Below are 21,944 nucleotides of genomic sequence, written 5' to 3' on the forward strand. Positions count from 1 at the left end.
CCCGGTCGACGGGGGGCGAACGCCACGCCAACACCGCCTGGACGCCTCCGGAGCGCCTGGTTCCGCGCCAGGGTGCGCCACCTCGACGGGCTGCGGCGCGCCACCGCACCGACCTCGGCGGGACCGGCGGGCACCACCCGCCCGGCGCGGCACCGCGCAGCGCAGCTCACCGGTACGGGTGACATTGGCCGCTCCCGCCCGCTGCCACCTGATCACCCCGTAACCCGCCCCACGGCCGGTAGTTGTGCAGCACGTGGAAGAGACCCCAGGAGCCCCGCAGCAGGGCAGTGACGGAAAGCCGATCTCCCAACTGCTGATCGAAGCGGTCAGGTACGCCGAGGAGCGGCACTGGGAGGTGGTGCCCGGCGCCCACCTGGTCGAGGACGACGGCCCGGCCCGCTGCTCGTGCGGCACGCCCAACTGCCCGCTGCCCGGGGCGCACCCGACGACCCAGGACTGGCGGCGGCGGGCCAGCGCCGCCCCCGGCACGGTCCGCCGCTGGTGGAGCGAGACCCCGCAGGCCTCGATCCTGCTGCCGCTCGGCCGCACCTTCGACGTGCTGGACGTGCCGGAGCAGGCCGGCTGCCTGGCGCTGGCCCGGATGGAACGGATGCAGCTCCAGCTGGGCCCGGTGGTCTCGGTGCCGGTGGCGCCCGGGCAGCGCGGTCGGCGGCTGCTCTTCCTGGTGCTGCCGGGCGCGCTGGCCAAGCTGCCGGAGATGCTGCGCAAGCTCGGCTGGACGCCCGGCCGGCTGGACCTGGTGGGCCGCGGCGAGGGCGAGTGGATCGTCGCGCCGCCGTCCCGGATCGGGCACTACAGCTTCGCCCAGTGGGCGCTGCCGCCCTCCGAGCGCAACCGCTGGCTGCCGGACGCGGCCGAGCTGATCAACCCGCTGGCCTACGCCTGCGGCCGGGACGCGCAGAGCACCCGGCGGATCCCGGCGGCGGCCAAGCCGCAGCCGCAGTCGGCGCCCACCCGGTGACCTGACGGCGGTTCGGCGAACCGAGCGGGTCCGGCCGGCCGGACCCGCTCTCCGGCATGCCGCATACCCGGCCGTCGACCGGGCAAGCCGCTCGGACGGGTGACGGGGGGCCGGGATTGGCCCGCGGTGCCCGGGGGATGAATGAGGCAGGCAGTGACAGCACGGAACGAAAGGGGCACAGCACGCAGCGGCGGGTCGGCAGCCGCGGCGGCACCGAGACCGGGGGAGCCGGAGGGGACGCCTGGACGGGGAAGCCGGGCGGCGGGCAGGAGGAAACAGGTGGGGATCCGGGTGGGGAACGGGGTGGGGAATCGCAGGGCCCGGCACGTGGGGACGTGCCGGGCCCTGCGACCGCGCCCCGGCTCGGGCCCGGGCGACCCGGGTCCGGGCACCTCAGGCCCGGCCGCCGAAGACGTGCGTGACGAAGACGTGCGCGCCTCAGGCGTGCGCGACGAAGACGTGCGCGCCTCAGGCGTGCGCGACGAAGACGTGCGCGGCGATCTCCTTGCCGAGCTCGGCCGAGTCGGTGCCGCTGCCCACCAGCACCCCGCCCACCGCCGGCGCGACCTGGATGGTGGCGCCCGGCCGCACCCCGGCCCGCCGCAGCGTCCGCATCAGCTCCTCGTCGGTCTGGATCGGCTCGCCGATCCGGCGGACCACCACGCTGGACCCCTCCTCGTCGGGGCGCAGCGCGTCCAGCGTGACCAGGGCGGCGTCGTAGCCCTCGCCCTCGGCCTTGGTGTCGCCGAGCTCGTCCAGGCCGGGGATCGGGTTGCCGTAGGGCGACTGGGTCGGGTGGCCGAGCATGGCGAGCACCTTGCGCTCGACCGTCTCGCTCATCACGTGCTCCCAGCGGCAGGCCTCCTCGTGCACCTGCTCCCACTCCAGGCCGATCACGTCGACCAGCAGGCACTCGGCGATCCGGTGCTTGCGCATCACCCGCACCGCGAGCCGGCGGCCCTCCTCGGTGAGCTCCAGGTGGCGGTCGCCGGCCACCCGCAGCAGGCCGTCGCGCTCCATCCGGCCGACCGTCTGGCTGACTGTTGGGCCGCTCTGCTCCAGCCGCTCGGCGATCCGGGCGCGCATCGGCGTGATGCCCTCTTCCTCCAGCTCCAGGATGGTGCGAAGGTACATCTCAGTCGTGTCGATCAGCCCAGACATCGCCGCCGGCTCCGTTCGTGTCGGTGTCCTCACCGCCAATTCTGACGTACGGCAGGGACAACCGAGCCCGCCGCGAGTGCCTTCCCGCACGGTTTCGTCCCTGTTGACAGCGGCCCCCGAGAAGCCCCACCGTGCTCGCCGTAGCTTTCTCCACTGGCGGTTAGGGAAGATCTTCATGGATGACCTGGTCGGGCAGTACTTCGAGGCGGCCGTCAGCACGCTGCGGCGGGTCCACGCGGAGGAGGCGGAGTCGATCGACCGGGCCGCGCAGTTGCTGGCCGACGCGGTGGCCGACCGGCGGCGGATCTTCGCCTTCGGGGCCGGGCACTCCTCGCTGGCCGCCCAGGACGTGGTCTACCGGGCCGGCGGGCTGGTCGTGTTCAACCTGCTGAACGTGCCGGGGATGACCGGGGTCAACGTGATGCCGGCGCCGCTCGGCAGCGCGCTGGAGCGGGTCTCCGGGCTGGCCACCGCCACCCTGGACCTGACCCCGGCCGCCGCCGGCGACCTGCTCTTCGTGATCTCGCTCTCCGGCCGCCAGGTGATGCCGGTGGAGCTGGCCCTGCACGCCCGCGAGCGCGGCCTGCAGGTGGTCGGGGTCACCTCGCTGGCCTATCCGGGCCGGGTCTCGGCCAAGCACCCCTCCGGGACCTACCTCAAGGACCACTGCGACGTGGTGCTGGACAGCAAGATCGCGGTCGGTGACGCCGAGCTGACCCACCCGGGCGCCGACACCGGCTTCGGCTCGGTCTCCACCATCGTGACCAGTGCGCTGATGCAGGCGGTGGTGGCCGCCGCGGTCGGGAAGCTGGCGGACCGCGGGATCACTCCCCCGCTGTTCCGCTCGGGCAACGTGGACGGCGGCACCGACTGGAACGCCAAGCTGATGGCCGAGCACGCCGACCGCATCTTCTACGCCTACTGACCCGTTTCCACGCCCACTGGCCCGGCCGCCGGCGGCGGCCGGCCCGGGGAAACGGCGCGTACCGGCCTGTCCGCGGCGTCCGGCAGCGCCCATACTGGCCCGGGCAATGGCGTATCCGGGCTCCGCCGCGGGCAGTACTCCAGTGTCCAGGGGTCCTATGGGCATCAGTCGGACGGGGGCGGACTCGATGGCAGCCGGCAGCGGAGGCACCAGCCCGGTGCGCGAGACCGAGCTGCTCCCCGAGCTGTTCCGACAGGCCGACTCCGCCTCGCTGCGCGCCCAGCAGCGCTCGGTCCAGCTGTTCCGCTGGGAGCTGCTGCTGCTGGTCGCGGCGGCGGCGTGCGGGGCCGCGACCGGCCGGCCCTGGGCCTGGGCGGCCGCCGCCGGCTACCTGGCCACCGTCTGCCTGGCCGCCCAGATCAGCCGGCACAACCCGCAGGGCCGCTGGTACGAGGGGCGGGCCGCCGCCGAGTCGGTCAAGACCCTGGCCTGGAAGTTCGCGGTGCGGGCCGACGCCTATCAGCCACCGCCGACCACCCTGCCGGACGCCGAGGGCCTCTACCGGCTGCAGCTGGGCGGCATCCTGCGCGGCTTCCGGGACAGCGCGGTGCTGCCCGGCGACGCCGAGCGCAGCGCGGAGGTGACCGCGGCGATGCGCCGCCTGCGCGAGCAGCCGCTGAGCGTGCGGCGCGAGGTCTACCTGCGCGAGCGGGTGGAGGTGCAGCACGGCTGGTACCGGGAGAAGGCGGCGTACTGCGAGCGGGCCGGGCGGGCCACCGAGGTGCTCGGCATGGTGGTGCCGGCGATCGGCCTGCTGCTGGCCGTGCTGCGGGCGCTCGGCTGGCACTCCTACGACGCGCTCGGCACGGTCTCCGCGGTCGGCGCCTCGGTGGCGGCCTGGGCCCAGCTGCGCCAGTACCGGCCGCTGGCCGCCGCCTACCGGCTGGCCGCCGACGAGCTGGAGTTGATCAGAGCCCAGTTGACCCGGCTGGACCTGGCCGCCGCGGACTCCGAGGAGCTCTGGGCCAGGCTCGCCCGGGACGCCGAGGACGCCGTCTCGCGCGAGCACACCACCTGGCAGGCCCGCCGCGAGGTCCGCGGTCCGGCCCTGTAGCCCCACCCCGTCGGCGGCCGCCGGCGGCGGCCGACGTCCGTCCCGGACGCATCCGCCCGACATCACTGGAGGTTCCCGCGTGCAGCCCCGAATGGTGAAGACCGCCGACGGCCGGAAGCTCGCGGTGCAGACCTTCGGCGACCCGGCCGGCCGCCCCGTCTTCCTGCTGCACGGCACCCCGGGCAGCCGGCTCGGCCCGCTGCCCCGCAGCACCGTGCTCTACCACCTGGGCGTCCACCTGATCTCCTTCGACCGCCCCGGCTACGGCGCCTCGGAGCGGCTGCCCGGCCGGCAGGTCGCCGCCGCGGCCGTCGACGTGCAGACCATCGCCGACGAACTCGGGCTGGAACGTTTCGCCGTGGTGGGCCGCTCCGGCGGCGGCCCGCACGCACTCGCCTGCGGCGCGCTGCTGTCGAGCCGGGTGCACCGGGTGGCGGTGCTGGTCTGCCTGGCGCCCTGGGGGGCCGAGGGCCTGGACTGGTACGCGGGCATGACCCCGTCCAACATCCGCGACTACAAGGCCGCCGAGCGCGACCACCTGCGGATCGCCGCCTCGATGGCGCAGCGGGCCCGCCGGATCCGCGACGACCCGGCCACCCTGCTCGCCGGGCTGCGCCGGGAGCTGTCCGGCGCCGACCGGGTGGTGGTCTCGGACGCCGGCATGCGCCGGATCCTGCAGCGCAACTACCGCGAGGCCTTCCGGCAGAACGCCGACGGCTGGATCGACGACGTGCTCGCCTTCACCACCGACTGGGGCTTCAAGGCCCAGGACGTGGCCGTGCCCACCTGGCTCTGGCACGGCACCGACGACATGTTCTCGCCGGTCGACCACTCCCGCTGGCTGGCCGAGCACGTCCCGGGCGCCACCCTCTTCCTGGAGCCGGGCGCGGCGCACTTCGGCGCCTTCCGGGTGATGACCGCCGCCCTGAAGTGGGCGGCGGCCGAGCCGGCCTAGCCGGTTCCCGGGGCCCGGGCCCTGGCCGGTCGCTCAGACCGGCTGGGGCTCCAGGTCGCGGTTGATCCGCTTCCAGCCGCGGGCCGAGATGGTGTTGGGGTGCTCCTCGCCGAACTGGCGGATCAGCTCGTTCACCACCTGGGCCCGCAGCTCGGCGGCCTCGCCGACCCGGCCGGCCGCGCGCAGCGTGATGGCGAGGTTGGCCTGGCAGCAGACCACGTCCGGGTGCCGGGGCCCGAAGCGCTCGCGCAGGCCCCGGTAGGCACTCTGCTCCAGCCGCTCCGCCTCCTCGACCTCGCCGAGGTCGGCCAGCGCGTTGGCCAGGTTGATCTGCGCGTTCAGGGTGTACGGGTGCTCGGGGCCGAGCGCCTGGCCCAGGCTCGTCACGGTCTGCCGGCCCAGCTCCGCCGCCTCCACCACCCCGCCGCTGCCGCGCAGGTAGATCACCAGGTTGTTGGCGCAGGCCAGGGTGAACGGGTGCGAGGGGCCGAAGAGCCGCTGGAAGCCGATGTGCACCTGGCGGGCCAGGTCGCGGGCCGCGTCCTTGTCGCCGCCCGCGCTGTAGTCGGCGGCCAGGTTGAGCGCGCAGGCCAGGGTGTCCGGGGCGTTCTCGCCGTAGCGCTCCAGGTAGCGCTCGTAGGTCTCCTTGGTGAGCCGCCGGGCCTCGGACTGGCGGCCGGCCTTGCGCAGTGAGACGGCCATCGACTTGGCGTTGCGGAGCAGTTCCGGCACGTCGATGTCCAGCACCTCGGCGAACGCCTCGGTGACCTCCTGGTGCAGCGCCACCGAGGCCTCGTAGTCGCCGATCTCGCGCAGGTCGCGGGCCAGCTGGGACTTGGTGGTCAGGGTGTAGGGGTGCTTGGGGCCGAGCACCTGGGCGCGCCGGTCCAGGGTGTCCCGGTCCAGTTCCAGGGCGGCCCGGCTGTTCCCGGCCAGCCGGTAGTCGATGGCCAGGTTGTTGGCGCAGGACAGGGTGCGCGGGTTGTCCTCGCCGAACTGCTCGCGGAACCGGTCCAGCGCCTCCTTGTCCAGCTCCAGCGCCCGCCCGAACTCGCCGACCGCGCGCAGGTCGGCAGCCAGCGAGCCGGCCGTCATCAGGGTGTACGGGTGGTGGTCGCCGAGCAGCAGCCGCTGCCGTTCCAGGGTGTCCTGGTCCAGCTCCACCGCGAGCGCGTACTGGCCCTGGGAGCGCATCACGCTGGCGAGCTGGAAGCGCAGCAGCAGGGTCTGCCGGTCGTCCCCGCCGAGCTTGGCGGTCCACGCCTCGTCCAGCAGGTGGCCGAGCCGGCGGGCCTGGCCGAACTCGCCGCGCTTCCACAGGTAGCGGACCCGGTCGATCATCAGCTGCCGGGTGTCCGACTCGTCGCAGTCGTGCGCCCGGGAGGGCGACAGGTGCGGCCAGATCTCCTCGAACGCCGGCCAGTTGGCCGGGTCGTCGGTGTCGCCGACCACCGGGCGGGCGCCGGTCAGGATCCGGTGCACCTCGTGCGCGGTGTCGGTCTGCTCCTCGACGGTCATCTCCGAGCGGATCACCTCCTGGACCAGCCGGTGCACCTGGATGCTGTTCGCCCCCGCGTCCACCTTGGCCAGCGCGTACCGCCCGATCGCCTGGATCACCCGGCCGAGCAGGAACTTGTCGCTCAGGCCCGGGTCGTACGGGACCAGCGCGCGGATCATCTGGTCGCTGTAGAAGAGGTTCATCGAGATGGGCTCGGGCGCGAAGTAGGCGCAGAGCTGGAGCATCCGGGCGGCGGCCGGGGACTGCTGGCGCAGCCGGGTGATGGAGACCCGCCAGGTGGCGCCGACCGTCATCGGGTAGTCCACCGGGCGGCCGAGCTCCAGCACCCGGGCCGCCTCGGTCTGCAGCGCCGCCACGTACTCCGCGACCGGGGTGCCGGTGGCCTTCAGCCAGGCGCCGGCCACCTCGACCGCCAGCGGCAGGTCGCCCACCGCCTCGGCCACCGCGTCCGCGTCCGGGCGGCTGAGCGCGCCGCCGGTGCGCCGGGTCAGGTGGTCGATGCTCTCGCCGCGGGTGAAGACGTCCATCGCCAGCACCTCGGCCTGGGTGGCCCAGGCCTGGTTGCGCGAGGTGACCAGGATGTGCCCGTTGCCGCCCGGAAAGTAGCGGCGGATCTCGCCCGGCTCGTCGGCGTTGTCGAAGATCAGCAGCCACCGCTTGGCCCGCTCGCCGCGGCGCAGCGCCTCCAGCGCGATCTCGGCGGCCAGCGCCACCGGCTCGCTGGTGGCCCGGCCCATCCGGCGGGCCAGCTCGGCCAGCTGGCCCTGGATCTCTTCCTCCTGCTCGGCCGAGACCCACCAGACCAGGTCGTAGTCGGCCATGAAGCGGTGCGCGTACTCCTGCGCCACCTGGGTCTTGCCGACCCCGCCGAGGCCGTACAGGGTCTGCGGCACCGGCAGCACCGCGGTGGCCCCGCCGCCGAGCTGGTTGCGCAGCCGCTCCAGCATCTCGGCCCGGCCGGTGAAGTAGCTGTTGCGCGGCGGCACGTTCCAGATCTCCGGCTGGGTACCGGGGAAGCGCGGCCCGTTGGTCGGGTCCACGCTCGGCGTCTCCTCCCGGCCCAGCGCCCGGACCAGCGCGGCCAGCGCCTGCGGCTCCTTGAGGTTGGCCAGGTCCACCGGGTTGCGGCTGCTGAACGGCGCGGACAGCGGGGTGTTGCCGACCCGCACCGGGATCAACTGGCGCCGGGTGCCGGACGGGTCCGACCCGGCCACCGACTCCCAGAGCGCACGGGCCTGCGGGGAGCGCAGGTAGGCCGGGGAGAGCACGGCCACCGTGCGGTAGGCCGCGTCCACCGAGCGCTCGGTCTCCAGCCGGGCGTCGGTGCCGGCCCCGACGTCCCGCGGCAGCACCCGGAAGCCGGCCGCGGTGAGCACGTACTCGATCCAGTCCGCCCACATCCGGTCCTCGGGCACGTAGCTGAGGTAGATGTCGGCCGGCACGGTGGGCCGGCGCCGGGTGAAGGCCTCCACGTAGCGCAGCCGGACCTCCTCCTCCATCGGCGGCAGCGAACCCACCCGACTCTGGGTGATCATCTCGCAGAGCCGCTCGCAGGCCGCGAGCATGCTGGTCGGGGTGCCGGGCTTGTCGCCGAAGGTGGCCAGGATCTCCTCGTAGGCGTAGAACGGCCGGTACGGGATCTCCACCGAGCCCCAGTAGCGGGCGGTCTCCTCGCCGCTCAGCTCGGAGGGCAGGCCGTCGAACCTGACCCGGGCCAGCGAGCGCCCGGCGTCGGCCTTGTCCTTCTCGAAGTCGTCGATCCGCATCGGCACCGGCAGGATCCGGATGCCGCGGTCCCGGTAGCGGTCCGCGATGTGCTGGGCGATCCGGGAGGCGCCGTCGATGCTCTGATCGCTCAGCGTGAAGCAGACCACCAGGTCGTCGGGCATCTGCACGGTGCAGATCTCGGCGGTGTCGGAGAGCCCGGTGCGGCTGTCGATCAGTACGTAGTCGTAGCGCCGGCGCATGTCGGCCCGCAGCGCGTCGAAGAACTGGCCGCCCTCGAAGCGCTCGTAGAACAGGTCCCAGTCCAGGCTGCTGAGGGTGCCGGAGTAGTCCCGGTCCTGCCGCCCGGCGGCCAGGAAGTCGATGCTGCCGCCGCTCGGGAAGCCGTTCCAGGAGAGCGGCAGCGCGTGCCCGGCCACCTTGGCGAAGTCCAGGTGCCAGCCCGGGTGGTGGCCGATCTCGCGCAGCTCCTCCTGATAGAGCTCGGGTTCGAGCAGCGCGTCGGCGTGCAGCTCGGTCTCCCGCAGCGCCTCCTCGCGGTAGTCGTTGATCAGCGTCATCACGCCGGAGGCGTTGGCGAGTTCGTTGGCGTCGAGGAACGGGTGGAAGAACTTGGCCAGGCCCGGGGCCTCCAGGTCCCAGTCCACGGTGAGCACCCGGAAGCCGTTGGCCGCCAGGATCCAGGCGGTGTTGGCCAGCGCCATGGTGCGCCCGGTGCCGCCCTTGTAGGAGTAGAAGGTGACGATCCGGCCCTGCCGGTCCTCGTCCGCGAGGCGGCCGGCGGCCCGCTCGCCCTCGGTCACCGGCTCGGCCGCACTGCGGCCACCCTGCCGGAGGTTGCGCGTCGTGTCAGCGGCCATGGTCTCCTCCTTCGTCGTCCTCGGGGTCGGTCGAGCGGTCGAGCGGGGGGTCGGCCCGGCGGCCGGACCCCGGGCCGAAGCCGAGGTCCAGGCGCGGGTCGACCGGGCGGTCAGGCTGCGGGGCCGGCGACTGGTCCGGCGACTGTTGGTCCGGCGACTGGTCCGGTGGCTGGTCGGGTGGCTGGTCGGGCTCCCTGGGAGCCGGGTCGAAGTCGTGGCGGCGGCCGCCCGGCGGCTGCGGGTCCTCGAAGGCGGCGGTCAGCCGCGGCCGGACCTCGCCGGTGCCGGGCGGGCGGGTCAGGCCGCGCTCCTTGAAGGCCTTCTGCGCGCGCAGCGCCGCCAGTTGGAAGGTCACCCCGAACTCGCGCTCGGTGGGCACCCCGTCCGGGTCGGCGAGGCCGCCGGCGGTGGGCCGGAACGAGGGCCGGCTGCTCCCCCGGCCGCGGCCGAGCACCTGGTTGGCCAGCAGCAGCAGTTCGGCCGCGCGCGCCACGCACTGCGGGTCGTCCCGGCTCCACGGCTCCACCATGGTCACCCAGGCCGGGTTGCGGCGGGCGAACTCGCGCACCAGCTCGCGCCGGGCGGTGTCCTCCAGCACCCAGCGGTCCAACAGCACCACGCCCGGCCCCTGCGGCCGCTCCAGCTCCATCAGCCGGCCGGCCGCCAGGTCGAACTCGTGCACGGTGGGGTTGAGGTCGCACTGGCGGGCGAGCTGCATCGCCTTCTCGGCCAGCGCGCCCTCGCCGTCCTGGTCGTAGGGCTGCCAGTCGGTGCGGCCGGCGCCGTAGTAGCTGCGGTCGCGGTGCGGCGGCACCTCGCTGCGCTTGTACGCGAGCACCGCGATGGTCAGCTCGTCGGCGGGCGAACGGCCCGGGAAGGCCGAGGGGTTGGTGGTGAAGTCGACCGGCTCCGCGACCGGCACCACGGTCTCCAGCGCCACCTCGACGATCCGCCGGGCCAGCTTGTAGACCACCTTCTCGTACAGCCCCTGGTGGTGCCGCTGGGCCATCAGCGCGTACAGCCCGTCCTCGGCGTAGGCCTGCGGGAAGGTCGGGTGGTTGTACTGCACCGCCTGGGCCACCGGCGGCAGCGCGCTGTCCTGCATGCCCACCCAGAGCACCGGCACGATCGCGCTGTTCTGCGCCGGGCCGCCGGGCGAGCTGTTGGCGCGCTGGGCGAAGGTGTACCACTCCTGGCCGCACGGGGTGCTGCGGAACAACCGCGGGTGGTAGAGCGGGACGAAGACCCGGCAGGTGGCCAGCGCCTCGGAGATCTTGGCCGCCCAGTTGTCGCCCTGGTGCATGGTCTGGTCCATGAAGCCCACCGGGTCGGCGGTGGGCAGCGGGGTGAGCTGCAGCACCGCCTCGCAGAGGTCCTCGTAGAACTGGCTGACCCGCAGGTTGGGGTTGCGCGAGCCGACTGCGGGCATGTGCGCGTAGCTGAGGAAGAAATGCGGCTTCGCCGTGGCCTTCTGCCTGCCCGCAGCGTCGTTCACACGCGCCTCCCCAGGGGCCTGTGCCGCCCCGCTCAGGGCACCCACAGTGTAGGAAGCTCCGCTTCCCGAGTGGAATACCCCGGTGGAATACCTCTGCCACCCGGCCCTCTGATCATGCGTCAGTTGTCGGGTCGGTGTCAGCGGTTTACCCGAATCGGGACGGCTGACCCCGAAACGGACCGGCGGAGGTCAGCGCAGCGCGCCCGCCGGCCGGCGCTGGTGCCAGCCCAGGGCCGCGTCCACCGCCTGGACCACCGGCAGCAGCAGGCAGTCGGCGCCGCGGATCCGGGCGGTGCGGGCCGCGACCGGCCCCGGCAGCCGGAACAGCCCCGGCAGGATCTCGGGCAGCATCTGCCGGAAGTACTGGTCGTCCAGGTCCAGCCCGTCGAACCGCTCCCACCTCGGGTGCCCGCCCGGGCCGCGCACCATGCAGCCGTACCGTTTCACCGGCCCGTCGGGCACCCGGTACTCGGCCAGCTGCAGCGCGGTGCAGCGCTCCGGCGAGGCCCCCAGCATCAGCACCCAGCCGCGCTCCCGGTACAGCCGCCCGAGCGGGGACTCCTCGCCCAGGTGGCAGTCCAGCCGGTGGTCCGCGGTGAGGGCGGCGGCCTTGGGCCCGAGGGCGGCGAAGGAGGTCTGCGGGTGGGTGCTGCGCAGCGCCCCCGGCGTGTTGCGCAGCTCCTCGGAGAGCCGCCCCATGGTGGGCGAGGCGGGGGTGGTGGCCGGGTCGAAGGGCGGCATGGACCGGCGGTAGGCCTGCAGGTCCGCCCGGTCGAGCCCGGCGGTGGCCGCCGCGTCCAGCCGGGAGGTGTCGGAGTTCTCCGGGGTGGCGGTGAAGGCCAGCAGCGTGCCGTCCGGGCCGAGCGCGGCCCGCAGGGCGTCGAGCACGCCGGCCGAACCGCCCTGCACCGGGCCGAGCGTGCGCAGGGCGGCGTGCACCAGCAGGGTTCCGGTGCGCGGGGAGAGGCCGAGCCGGCGCAGCCGGTCGGTGAGTTCGGCGACGCCGAGTTCCGCGGAGCCGGGCACGGCGGGCATGGCGGGCATGACGGGCCTCCTCAGCGTCCGGCGGGCGCGGGCCGGTCCGCGCCGAGCGGCCGGTCGGCGGGCGCCTCGGCGCCCCCGTCCGGCAGCGACTCCCGCAGCCCCGCGGCGAACCGCTCGCCGAGCGGGGTGAGCGAACCGGAGCCGAGCAGCGTGTCGATCGCCCGGTCGGTCCGCTCGCGCTCCACCCGGAACCGCTCGCGCGCGTGCTCGGCCGCCTCGCCGCCCACCCCGGCGTAGGCCGCCACCCGGCTGCCCCAGAACTCGGTCACTGCGAGCCGGCCGTAGGCCCCGGGGAACAGCTCCGCCACCGACTGCGGGTCCGCCGCCCAGGGGGCGGGGTGAAGGCGCCGGTCCGCACGGTCGTACAGGTCGTGGAAGTCCACCACCGCGCCCAGCTTCACCTGCTGGAACTCCCGCACCAGCAGCAGCGCCAGGTCCGGCGCGGTCCGCGGGCGGGCGAGGGCCACCGCGCCGAAGGCCTGCCGGGCGGTGCTGCCCAGCTGCCGGCCGCCCGGGCCCGGACGCAGCGGGGTGATCGTGGTCAGCCCGGCGGCGATCCCGGCCGCGTACTGCGGCAGGTCGCGCAGCAGCAGCTCCCAGGCCTCGCGCAGTGCACCGGTCCAGTCGCCCAAGGCGGCCTCGGTCAGGCGCTGCTCGGCCGGCCACCGGTGGCAGTCGCGCTGCGGGTCGGTGTCCTCGACGGCCACCGACCAGCCGCCGGCGAAGCCGAGCCGGCGCACCGGCAGCCAGCCCGGGTCGGTCGGCTGGTCGAAGCCGACCACCCGGGTCACCCCGGCCGCGCTGCGCACGGTGAACCGGTCCGCGCCGCCGCGCAGCACGGCCGGCCCGGCCCCGCCGACCAGCACCCGGCCGAGGGTGGGCAGCTGGATCGCCCCGCCGCGCACCGGGACCGGCAGCTCGGCGTCCCGCCCGGCGCGGATCAGCGCCGCCGCGGCGATCTCCGCCAGGGTGTCCGGCTCCGCCGCCGGGTCGCCCGGCTCGGCGCGCAGCAGGCCGACCGCCCAACTGCGGACGTACGGGTGGGCGAGCACCGCGTCCACCGCGGCGGGCGCGGTGGCGTCCAGCTCGGTGAGCAGCTGCCAGGCCTCCCCCGCCTGCCGGCCGACCGCGGCCAGCAGGCGTCGGGTCAGGTCCAGCTGTCCGGCGGCCAGCGCCGCGACGGTGGCCGCGTCCCCGTGGCCGCGGGCCAGTTGCCCCAGCTGGTCGGGGCCGAGCCGGTCGGTGCCGGGCAGTTCGGTACCGGGCTGTTCGGTGCCGGGCTGTTCGGTACCGGACTGTTCGGTGCTGGGGCCGCCGAGGGGGGCGGTGGCGGTCGGCGCGATCCGATCCCGGATGGTGGTGATCAGGCGCATCAGGTCTCCGCAGAAGACGGACGGATTGTCGAAGCCGGCGCCGGTGCGCCAGCGGTGGGCGAAGAGGCCGCCGCCGCAGCTGCGGACCACCGGGCAGGCCCGGCAGGTCGCGTTCAGGCCGGCCAGGCCCGACTGCCGGGCCTGCATGCCCGGGTGCCGGGCGACCTCGTCGAGGGTGTCGGTGAAGACGTCGAAGCCGGTGGCCGGGGCGCCGTCGTAGGCCGTCTTGAGGCTGTCGGCCTGCTCGAAGCTGCCGTCGGTCTCGATCACCACCAGGTCGGCGGGGTCGAGGCCGAGCGCCTCGGTGAGGCTGGCCCCGCCGTGCAGGGTGCGGTGCACCGAGTCGAAGGTGCGCACCGGGAACGGCCGGCCCTGCTGCTCCCAGCGCCGGTGGATCGCCAGCAGCCAGTGCGCGTAGGGGTGTTCGCCGAGCTCGGCGGGGCGCTTGGGCGGCTGGTCCCAGGTGGCGTGCGGGAGCAGGAAGTCGATCCGCGGCGGTTCCAGCGCGCGCAGCGCCTCGTAGACCGCGATCGGGTCGTTCGCCACGTCGATCGTGCAGAGCAGCCCCGCGTACAGGTGGCGGAACTCGGGCGAGCGCAGCAGCGCCACGGCGGCGAGCACCTTGGCGTGGCTGCTGCGGCCGTCGGCGAACCGGCGGTGGCGGTCGTTGGCCGCCGCGTCCCCGTCCAGCGAGATGCCGACCTTGATGTCCAACTCGTCGAAGAGCGCGCAGAAGGCGCGGTCCAGCCGCACCCCGTTGGTGTGGATCCGCAGGTCCAGCTCGCAGCCCGGGGGCAGTGCGGCGCGCAGCAGCTCGGCGGCGCGGCGCAGCAGCCGCGGCCCGGCCAGCAGCGGTTCGCCGCCGTGCAGGACCACGTGGACGGCGGGCAACCGGTGGGTGCGCGCGTGCTCCGCGATCCGCTCGGCCGTGCGGGCCAGGACCGGCTCGCTGATCGCCCGCGGCCTGCCGCGCCAGCTGGTGTCGGCGTGCTCATAGACGTAGCAGTGGTCACAGGCCAGGTCGCAGCGACTGTGGACCTTCAGCACGAACTGTGAGAATGGCACCAGCTGGTGCGTCATGTTCTTTCCTGCTGTCGAGAGATGACACTCCGCCAGAAACAACTGGAGTACCGGCAGGGCGGAGCTGTCAACCGGGCGTCGCCTCCCCACCCCCTCAGATCGAGGAGTTGAAGCCCTTCTCGACACCGGACTCACCCTCGGTGCCCGCCAGCGAGCGGTACAGCGGGGCGAGCAGCCGGTCGGTGTCCTGCGCGGACAGTTCCTCCAGCGAGAGCCGTCGGGCCGGCTGGTCTGGGGCGACGTCGACGACGTCCATCACGGTCTGCATATCTGACGATCCTTCCGGGGATGGCGCGGTTGAACCGGGCCGGGCGGGGGTAGTAGGGCACTGGGGAGGGTCCCACGGCGCCTTTGCACCAACCTAGTGTCTGGCTTGGCTATTTCCAGTCAGCGCGGGAGCCGTTTCCGGCCACCCGGTCGTTCGGACCGGCACGATCTGCTCGATCTCCCGGCCCACCACCCGATCTCGGGACCCCCCGGTGATCGGTTTCACCTGTTGCAGTGAACTGCCCATCCGCCGTTCGGCGTAGTGATTTTCACGGCATGTTGACACTGCGTCCGCTGTGTGTCCGCACTGTGCGCCCCGCGCGCCCACGTCCCCTCGAGCGTGCGCCCGCTCGAACACGCGGCCCGGGGCGTGCGCTGCGGCGCCTCAGAGCGAGTACAACTCGACCTGGGCGTCCAGCCGGTCGCGGGCCAGCACCGCGCGGGTCAGCGGATGGCCCTCCCCCAGCGCCGCCCGGGCCAGCTCCGCGCACCGCCCCGCCAACTCCGCGGCCGGCCCCCGCCGTCCGAGGGCGGCCAGGTCGAGCGCCAGGTTGGCGCCGGCCGCCAGTGCGTGGTGGTGGCCCGCCCCGACCGTCCCGGTGAGCAGCTCCAGCGCCCGGGTGCCGGTGTGCACCGCGGCCGCGGGGTCGGCGGCGGCCTCGTCGGTGGCCCGGTTCAGCAGCAGCGCCCCCAGGTCGCAGTGGTCCGGGCCGACCGCGGCCTCGAAGCGCTCGACCGCCTCCCGCCCGAGCACCGCCGCCTCCTCGGCGCGCCCCGCGGCCCGCAGCAGCGGGGCCAGGTTGCCGGCCAGCAGCACCACCATCGGGTGGCGGCTGCCGAACCTGGCCCGGCCCGCCCGGTGAGCCCGTTCGCCGACCGCCACCGCCCGCAGGTGCTCGCCCAGCGCGTGCCGGACGGCGGCCAGCGTGGCGGCCGCCGTCAGCGCCTCGGGGCTGTCCGCGCCCAGCACCTCCGCGGTGCTCCGGTGCACCTCCTCGGCCAGTTCCCCGGCCCGGCCCGGCCGGCCGAGCCGGTAGTGGGTCGCCGCCAGGCCCTGCCGGGCCCGCAGCATCACCGGGTGCCGCTCCCCGACCAGGTCGCCGAAGCGGCGCACCGCCTCCTCCACCACCTGCAGGGCCGCGGCCGGCCGGCCCGCCTCGCGCAGCGCCTTGCCGTAACTGTCCGCGGAGCTGAGGGTGTACAGGCTGGTCGGCGCCGTCCGGGTCCGGTGCCGCCAGGTGCGCTCGTGCAGGTCGAGCGCACCCGCCCGGTCGCCGACCGTGTACAGCGCCACGGCGAGGTTGTTGGCGCAGGCCAACCGCTGCGGATTCCCCGGCGGCAGCTCCCGCTCGGCGGCGCGCAGCGTGTTCCGGTCCAACGCGCACGCCTCACCGAACCGGCCCAGCGTGCGCAGGTCCGCCGCCAGGCTGCTGGCGGCCGCCAGGGTCTGCGGGTGGTCCTCGCCGAACTCCCTGGTCAGCTCGGTGAACACCGCGCGGTCGAGCTCCTGGCACTCCCGGTAGCGCCCCAGCACGCGCAGCGAGTTGGCGTACTGCAGCCGGAGCCGCAGCAACTGGAGCTGCGCGGTGCCGTCCGGGCTCGCGCCCGGCTCCGACCAGCGGGCCAGGATGCGCTCGGCCAGGTCGCACGCCGCCTGGTTGAGCCCGCGCTGACCCAGGTAGCGGACCGAGTCGGTCAACCAGCGCCGCACCGCGGGGTCGGTGCTGCGGGTCGCACCGCTGGGCCCCAGGTGCGGCAGCAGCTCCTGGTGGACCGGCCAGCCGTCGACCGACTCGCTGGCCGGCCGACCGGCTCCCGCGAGCAGCGTCTGCACCGTGCCGGCCAGTCCCTCCCGACGCTCCGCCGCCACCTGCTCGCGGATCACCTCCCGGACCAGCCGGTGCACGGTGAGCGTCCCGGTGCCGGTGCCCGCCCGGGCCAGCCCGCTGCGGTGGATCGCCTTGATCAGCTCGCCGACCGCCAGCGGCGCCTGCGGCGGCGCGAAGAGCAGCCGGGTGGGGATCGGCGCGGGGCCGAAGTGGGCGCACAGTTCCAGCAGTTCGGCCGCCGCCGGGTTGCCGCGGCGCAGCTCGGCCAGGGCCAGCAGCCAGGTCGCGGCGGCCGAGCGCGGGTAGTCCCCGCCCGGCAGCCAGCTGCGTTCGAGCAGTTCGGTGGCGGTGGCCGCGAGCAGCTCCAGGTAGCCGGCGACCGGCATGCCGGTCTCCCGCAGCCAGGCCGCCGCGGGCACCAGCGCCAGCGGCAGGTCGCCCAGTGCGGCGGCCAGCTCGGCCGCGGCGCCCGGCGGCAGTTCCGGGTTCAGCCGGGCCAGCAGCCGCAGGCTCTCCGGGCGCCGCAGCACGCCGAGTTCGACCACCCGGTCGCGGCGGGCCCAGGCCGGATCGCGCGTGGTGACCAGCAGGTGGCCGCCGGGCGCCCCCTCCGGCAGCCAGCCGCGCAGCGCGGCCGGATCACCGGCGTTGTCGAACACCAGCAGCCAGCGCGGGTAGGGCTGCCCGGCCCGCAGCGCCGCCAGCACCCGGGCCGCCGTGTCGGCGCTGTCGTCGGTGGCGGCCAGGCCGAGCTGCGGGGCCAGCCGGGCCAACCGCGGGGCGATGAACTCGGGTTGCTCGGCCGTGATCCACCAGACCAGGTCGTAGCCCGCCGCGAACCGCCGGGCGTACTCGGCGGCGGTCTGCGTCTTGCCCACCCCGCCCAGGCCCTGGAGCACCTGGACGGCCGACCCGCCGCCGGTCAGGAAGCCCGCGCGCAGCCACTCCAGCTCCTCGTCCCGCCCGGTGAAGTGCGAGGTGGGCGCCGGTGCCGCGAAGACCGCGGGGGGCTGCGCGGGGAAGCGCGGACGCGGCCCCCGGCCGGTCCGGGGCGCCGCCGCGGGGCCGGGCAGCAGGGCGGCCAGCTGCTCGGCCGCCGCCGCGGCGGTGGCGGCGAGCGGTTCGCCCAGCGGCTGGTCGGCGAAGGGCGCGGGCGGCGGCCCGGTGGGGTCGGCGATCCGGACGGCGTGCAGCACGCGCTGCCCGGGGGCCCACTCGTGCCCGGCCAGCGCGCTCCACAGCGCCGCCCCCTCCGGGTGCTCCAGGTAGTGCGGGGAGAGCAGCGCCAGCACCCGGGCCCGGCCGTCCAGCGCCCGGTGCAGCGTCAGTTCGGAGCCGGCGGTGCCGAGGCCGTGCAGGGCGGCGGGGCGGCCCGCGGCGGCGAGTTCGGCGGCCGTCCACTCGGCCCACAGGCGGTCGGCCGGGGCGTAGCTGAGGCGGACCGGCGGCGGCTCGGTCACCGGCTGCGGGAAGGCGCCCGGGACCTCACGCAGGTCCAGCCCCGGCAGGCCGGGCAGCCGGGCCCGCCCGGCGGCCAGCGCGATCCGGGCGGCCAGCACGTCGAGCACCCGCTGGTACTCCTCCCCCTGCGGGTCCTCCGCGAGCAGGGCGCAGAGCCCGATCCGGGCGTACCGCTCGCCCATCGCCGGCTCGCGGTACTGGAGTTCGGCCACCGCGGCGGGCAGCGCGCCGGGCAGCGGCCGCCAGAGCACCGGCACCAGGGCCCCGGGGTCCCAGCCGGTCTCGGCGCGGAAGGCGGTCAGCCGGCGGTGGAAGGCGGTCCACTCCTTGCCGCAGTAGCTGCTGGCGAAGTAGCCGGGCGAGTAGAGCGCCACCAGCGCCCGGCAGCCGGCGATCGCCTCGGCCAGCACCCGGGCCCAGTCCGCGCCGAGCCGGATCCGCTCGACGTCCCGGAAGGGCGGCAGCTCGGCGGCGGCCGGGTCGCGGACGACCAGCCGGGCGGCCAGGTCACGGTAGAAGGCCGCCACCTGCGGGCCGTCGTCCACCCGGGCGTAGCTGAGGAAGAAGTACGACTCCACGGCACCCCCGCACATGCGGTCGAGCGGTCGAGCGACCAGTGTGCCGCGTGCGCACCGCTTTTGCGTAGAGCTTCGACCGGCGCACCACGGAGCCGGCGCGCGCACCCGCGTGCGCCGGCGGTGCCGTCACGGGCAGAGGCGCTGCACCGTCCAGCCGCCCTCCTGCGCCGTGTAGCGCAGCCGGTCGTGCAGGCGGTTGGGGCGCCCCTGCCAGAACTCCACGCTGGTCGGGACCACCCGGAAGCCGCCCCAGAACGGCGGCACCGGGACCCCCTCGCCCTCCGGGTAGCGGGCGGCGAGTTCGGCGTAACGCTGCTCCAGCACCGCGCGGGAGGCGACCGGGCTGGACTGCTCGCTGGCCCAGGCGCCCAGCTGGGAGCCGTGCGGGCGGGTGCGGAAGTAGGCGGCGGTCTCGTCCCGGCCGGTCCGCTCGACGGTGCCGGTGACGATCACCTGACGCTCGATCGGATGCCACGGGAAGAGCAGCGCGGCGTGCGGATTGGCCGTCAGTTCGCTGCCCTTGCGGGAGCCGTAGTTGGTGAAGAAGACGAAGCCGCGCTCGTCGAAGCCCTTGAGCAGCACGGTGCGGGCGCTCGGCCGGCCGGCCGCGTCGGCGGTGGAGAGCACCATGGCGTTGGGTTCGGCCACCCCCGCCCGCTCGGCCTGGGCGAACCAGCGCGAGAACTGGGTCACCGGGTCGGGGGCCAGGTCCGGCTCGGCCAGGCCCTCCTCGGCGTACTGCCGGCGCATCCGGGCGAGATCGGGGACGGCGGTCTGGTGCGCGGGCTGGGCGCGTTCCGGAGTCTGCACGCCAACATCATCCCGTACGACAAGCGGCGGGCGGTGCCGGACGCCGTGACCGGGCCCGCACCTGCTGGAATTCTCGACGTCGAGAGATATGGTGGCTCGCCACGCTCTGCCCGAAGCAGTCCAACGGTTTGTCCGGAAACACCCGGAACCCACCGGAAGGTCCACGGATTTCTCCGGGTACGACGTAAGGTCGAGCGGCCCGATAGGGGAAACATCACCGCGGTGGTGTATGGCGAAATGCACCCAGTGCCTGTCACTCTGGCACCGAGTGCCAAACACCACAACGGTCAACGGCCCGCTCCGCCCCACCCAGGCGGCGGGCCGCCACGTCACTGAGGAGCGCGTGATGTCCGATTTCGTACCCGGGCTTGAGGGAGTCGTCGCCTTCGAGAGCGAGATCGCCGAGCCGGACCGCGAGGGCGGTGCGCTGCGCTACCGCGGCGTGGACATCGACGAGCTGGTCGGCCACGTCTCCTTCGGCCACGTCTGGGGCCTGCTGGTGGACGGCAAGTTCAACCCCGGCCTGCCCGCGGCCGAGCCGTTCCCGATCCCGGTGCACTCCGGTGACATCCGGGTCGACGTGCAGTCCGCGCTCGCCATGCTCGCCCCGGTCTGGGGCCTCAAGCCGCTGCTCGACATCTCCGCCGAGGAGGCCCGCGACGACCTGGCCCGGGCCGCCGTGATGGCGCTGTCCTACGTGGCCCAGTCGGCCCGCGGCCAGGGGCTGCCGATGGTCCCGCAGCGCGAGATCGACAAGGCCGAGACCGTGGTCGAGCGGTTCATGATCCGCTGGCGCGGCGAGCCGGACCCGAAGCACGTCAAGGCCGTCGACGCCTACTGGACCTCGGCCGCCGAGCACGGCATGAACGCCTCCACCTTCACCGCCCGGGTGATCGCCTCCACCGGCGCCGACGTGGCGGCCGCGCTGTCCGGCGCGGTCGGCGCGATGTCCGGCCCGCTGCACGGCGGGGCGCCCTCCCGGGTGCTCGGCATGATCGAGGAGATCGAGCGCACCGGCGACGCCGTCACGTGGGTCAAGAACGCCCTCGACAAGGGCGAGCGCCTGATGGGCTTCGGCCACCGCGTCTACCGCGCCGAGGACCCGCGCGCCCGGGTGCTGCGCCGCACCGCCAAGGAGCTCGGCGCGCCGCGCTTCGAGATCGCCGAGGCGCTGGAGAAGGCCGCCCTGGAGGAGCTGCACAACCGCCGCCCCGACCGGGTGCTCGCCACCAACGTCGAGTTCTGGGCCGCGATCATGCTGGACTTCGCCGAGGTCCCCGCGCACATGTTCACCTCGATGTTCACCTGCGCCCGCACCGCCGGCTGGTCCGCGCACATCCTGGAGCAGAAGCGCACCGGCCGCCTGGTCCGCCCGTCCGCGCGCTACATCGGTCCCGGCCCGCGCAGCCCGCGCGAGGTCGAGGGCTACGAGTCGATCGCGCACTGACCGACCGTCATCCCACGCCCGCCGTCCGGCCCCCGACATGCCGCCCCAGCAGCATCTCAGCGGCCGGACGGGGGCGGACGGCGGGCATCCGGACCCAGTAGGCTGCGCGGGTGGCCCAGATTCAGATCCCCGCTGACCTCAAGCCCGCCGACGGCCGTTTCGGCTGCGGCCCGTCCAAGGTGCGCCCCGAGGCCCTCAGTGCCCTCGCCGCCACCGGTACCTCGCTGCTCGGCACCTCGCACCGGCAGGCACCGGTCAAGAACCTGGTGAAGCGCGTCCGCGAGGGCGTCGCCGAGCTCTTCTCGCTCCCCGAGGGCTACCAGGTGGTGCTCGGCAACGGCGGCTCCACCGCCTTCTGGGACATCGCCGCCCTCGGCCTGGTCCGGCAGAAGTCGCAGCACCTGAGCTTCGGCGAGTTCTCCTCGAAGTTCGCCTCCTCGGTCAAGGCCGTGCCGTGGCTGGACGAGCCGAGCGTCATCAAGACCGAGCCGGGCACCCACCCGCTGCCGGTCGCCGAGGCCGGCGTGGACGTCTACGCGCTGACCCACAACGAGACCTCCACCGGCGTGGCGATGCCGATCCGCCGCCCCGAGGGCACCGCGGGCGACGGCTCGCTGGTCCTGGTGGACGCCACCTCGGGCGCCGGCGGCCTGCCGGTGGACATCGCCGAGACCGACGTGTACTACTTCGCGCCGCAGAAGTCCTTCGCCTCCGAGGGCGGGCTCTGGCTGGCCACCTTCTCGCCGGCCGCGCTGGAGCGGGCCGCCGAGATCGCCGGCTCCGACCGGTACGTCCCGCCGTTCTTCGACCTGCCGACCGCGATCGACAACTCCTCGAAGGACCAGACCTACAACACCCCCGCGCTGTCCACCCTGTTCCTGCTGGCGGACCAGCTGGACTGGCTGAACGGCAACGGCGGGCTCTCCTGGGCCGTCGCTCGTACGGCTGAATCGGCGGGCCACCTCTACGGCTGGGCCGAGAAGTCCGGGTACGCCCGCCCGTTCGTCGCCGAGCCCTCGATGCGCTCCCAGGTGGTCGGCACCGTCGACTTCGACGACGCGATCGACGCCGCCGCGGTGGCCAAGGCGCTGCGGGCCAACGGCATCGTGGACACCGAGCCGTACCGCAAGCTGGGCCGCAACCAGCTGCGGATCGCGATGTTCCCGGCGATCGACCCGGCCGACGTGCAGGCGCTGACCGCCTGCATCGACCACGTGGTCGAGCAGCTCTGACGAACCCGCCCGGGACCGCTCCCGGGAGAAGGGCGAAGGGGGGGGGGAGGCGGGGAAGAGGGCCTGATCGGTGTCGGGGGGGGGGGG

15 protein-coding genes are annotated in these 21,944 nt (G+C 74.6%); 6 read left to right on the forward strand and 9 right to left on the reverse strand.

The genetic code is table 11. The features are described 5' to 3' along the window. Nucleotides 1–253 precede the first annotated feature (253 nt). The gene (locus ACQRUO_RS01650) at nt 254–982 is read left to right on the forward strand and encodes a bifunctional DNA primase/polymerase (protein ID WP_428313825.1); all 729 of its coding nucleotides are present in this window, start codon (nt 254–256) and stop codon (nt 980–982) included. Here ACQRUO_RS01650 and ACQRUO_RS01655 read toward each other — a convergent pair. Beyond that, nucleotides 885–1,454, reverse strand: coding sequence for a hypothetical protein (locus ACQRUO_RS01655; RefSeq protein ID WP_428313872.1), 570 nt, complete (start codon nt 1,452–1,454; stop codon nt 885–887). The two genes, ACQRUO_RS01650 and ACQRUO_RS01655, sit on opposite strands and share 98 nt — an antisense overlap. Continuing rightward, nucleotides 1,451–2,143, reverse strand: coding sequence for a metal-dependent transcriptional regulator (locus tag ACQRUO_RS01660; protein ID WP_428313826.1), 693 nt, complete (start codon nt 2,141–2,143; stop codon nt 1,451–1,453). The genes ACQRUO_RS01655 and ACQRUO_RS01660 overlap by 4 nt, the downstream gene beginning before the upstream one ends. 175 nt (nt 2,144–2,318) lie before the next feature. On the opposite strand from ACQRUO_RS01660, the gene ACQRUO_RS01665 reads away from it, so the two are divergent. From ACQRUO_RS01665 to ACQRUO_RS01675, 3 genes are all read left to right on the forward strand, one after another. Further along, a complete protein-coding gene (locus ACQRUO_RS01665) occupies nt 2,319–3,068 on the forward strand; it encodes a sugar isomerase domain-containing protein (RefSeq protein ID WP_428313827.1) in 750 nt (249 codons plus the stop codon). A gap of 187 nt (nt 3,069–3,255) precedes the next feature. Further along, nucleotides 3,256–4,182 (forward strand): DUF4231 domain-containing protein, encoded by a 927-nt coding sequence (locus ACQRUO_RS01670; RefSeq protein ID WP_428313828.1) that lies wholly within the window; start codon nt 3,256–3,258, stop codon nt 4,180–4,182. A 91-nt stretch (nt 4,183–4,273) separates the two neighbouring features. Further along, nucleotides 4,274–5,137 carry an alpha/beta fold hydrolase gene (locus ACQRUO_RS01675; RefSeq protein ID WP_428313873.1) on the forward strand — a complete coding sequence of 288 codons (864 nt, stop codon included), beginning with the start codon at nt 4,274–4,276 and terminating at the stop codon, nt 5,135–5,137. Nucleotides 5,138–5,170: 33 nt separating this feature from the next. Here the strand turns inward: ACQRUO_RS01675 and fxsT (ACQRUO_RS01680) are convergent, their stop codons facing one another. The 7 genes from fxsT (ACQRUO_RS01680) to pdxH form a co-directional block, all read right to left on the reverse strand. After that, nucleotides 5,171–9,241 carry an FxSxx-COOH system tetratricopeptide repeat protein gene (fxsT, locus tag ACQRUO_RS01680; RefSeq protein WP_428313829.1) on the reverse strand — a complete coding sequence of 1,357 codons (4,071 nt, stop codon included), beginning with the start codon at nt 9,239–9,241 and terminating at the stop codon, nt 5,171–5,173. Then, on the reverse strand, nt 9,231–10,736 hold the full coding sequence (locus ACQRUO_RS01685; protein ID WP_428313830.1) for a TIR-like protein FxsC: 1,506 nt from the start codon (nt 10,734–10,736) through the stop codon (nt 9,231–9,233). Before ACQRUO_RS01685 ends, fxsT (ACQRUO_RS01680) begins: the two co-directional genes overlap by 11 nt. Before the next feature lie 189 nt (nt 10,737–10,925). Beyond that, on the reverse strand, nt 10,926–11,780 hold the full coding sequence (locus tag ACQRUO_RS01690) for an aminoglycoside N(3)-acetyltransferase (protein ID WP_428313831.1): 855 nt from the start codon (nt 11,778–11,780) through the stop codon (nt 10,926–10,928). 11 nt (nt 11,781–11,791) lie between these two features. Beyond that, nucleotides 11,792–14,233, reverse strand: a complete 2,442-nt coding sequence (locus ACQRUO_RS01695) for an FxsB family cyclophane-forming radical SAM/SPASM peptide maturase (protein ID WP_428313832.1) — start codon at nt 14,231–14,233, stop codon at nt 11,792–11,794. Nucleotides 14,234–14,327: 94 nt separating this feature from the next. Continuing rightward, entirely contained in the window at nt 14,328–14,501 is a 174-nt protein-coding gene (locus ACQRUO_RS01700) for a hypothetical protein (protein ID WP_428313833.1), read from the reverse strand. A 384-nt stretch (nt 14,502–14,885) separates the two neighbouring features. Further along, a complete protein-coding gene (fxsT, locus tag ACQRUO_RS01705) occupies nt 14,886–18,383 on the reverse strand; it encodes an FxSxx-COOH system tetratricopeptide repeat protein (RefSeq protein WP_428313834.1) in 3,498 nt (1,165 codons plus the stop codon). 111 nt (nt 18,384–18,494) lie between these two features. Next, nucleotides 18,495–19,118 (reverse strand): pyridoxamine 5'-phosphate oxidase, encoded by a 624-nt coding sequence (gene pdxH / locus ACQRUO_RS01710; RefSeq protein ID WP_428313874.1) that lies wholly within the window; start codon nt 19,116–19,118, stop codon nt 18,495–18,497. A 406-nt stretch (nt 19,119–19,524) separates the two neighbouring features. Between pdxH and ACQRUO_RS01715 the strand changes: the two genes are divergently transcribed. Then, a complete protein-coding gene (locus ACQRUO_RS01715) occupies nt 19,525–20,625 on the forward strand; it encodes a citrate synthase 2 (protein ID WP_428313835.1) in 1,101 nt (366 codons plus the stop codon). A 110-nt stretch (nt 20,626–20,735) separates the two neighbouring features. After that, complete coding sequence (gene serC, locus ACQRUO_RS01720) at nt 20,736–21,857, forward strand: phosphoserine transaminase (RefSeq protein ID WP_428313836.1); 1,122 nt, start codon at nt 20,736–20,738, stop codon at nt 21,855–21,857. The last annotated feature ends 87 nt before the right edge of the window (nt 21,858–21,944 follow it).

The organism is Kitasatospora sp. LaBMicrA B282, assembly GCF_050325825.1.
Taxonomy (GTDB): domain Bacteria; phylum Actinomycetota; class Actinomycetes; order Streptomycetales; family Streptomycetaceae; genus Kitasatospora.

Excerpts from the sequence above, each read along its gene's own strand:
- ACQRUO_RS01660 (WP_428313826.1), bottom strand. The coding sequence starts at position 2,143 with ATGTCTGGGCTGATCGACACGACTGAGATGTACCTTCGCACCATCCTG.
- ACQRUO_RS01665 (WP_428313827.1), top strand. The coding sequence starts at position 2,319 with ATGGATGACCTGGTCGGGCAGTACTTCGAGGCGGCCGTCAGCACGCTG.
- ACQRUO_RS01670 (WP_428313828.1), top strand. The coding sequence starts at position 3,256 with ATGGCAGCCGGCAGCGGAGGCACCAGCCCGGTGCGCGAGACCGAGCTG.
- ACQRUO_RS01675 (WP_428313873.1), top strand. The coding sequence starts at position 4,274 with ATGGTGAAGACCGCCGACGGCCGGAAGCTCGCGGTGCAGACCTTCGGC.
- fxsT (WP_428313829.1), bottom strand. The coding sequence starts at position 9,241 with ATGGCCGCTGACACGACGCGCAACCTCCGGCAGGGTGGCCGCAGTGCG.
- ACQRUO_RS01690 (WP_428313831.1), bottom strand. The coding sequence starts at position 11,780 with ATGCCCGCCATGCCCGCCGTGCCCGGCTCCGCGGAACTCGGCGTCGCC.
- ACQRUO_RS01695 (WP_428313832.1), bottom strand. The coding sequence starts at position 14,233 with ATGACGCACCAGCTGGTGCCATTCTCACAGTTCGTGCTGAAGGTCCAC.
- ACQRUO_RS01700 (WP_428313833.1), bottom strand. The coding sequence starts at position 14,501 with ATGCAGACCGTGATGGACGTCGTCGACGTCGCCCCAGACCAGCCGGCC.
- fxsT (WP_428313834.1), bottom strand. The coding sequence starts at position 18,383 with ATGTGCGGGGGTGCCGTGGAGTCGTACTTCTTCCTCAGCTACGCCCGG.
- pdxH (WP_428313874.1), bottom strand. The coding sequence starts at position 19,118 with ATGCGCCGGCAGTACGCCGAGGAGGGCCTGGCCGAGCCGGACCTGGCC.
- ACQRUO_RS01715 (WP_428313835.1), top strand. The coding sequence starts at position 19,525 with ATGTCCGATTTCGTACCCGGGCTTGAGGGAGTCGTCGCCTTCGAGAGC.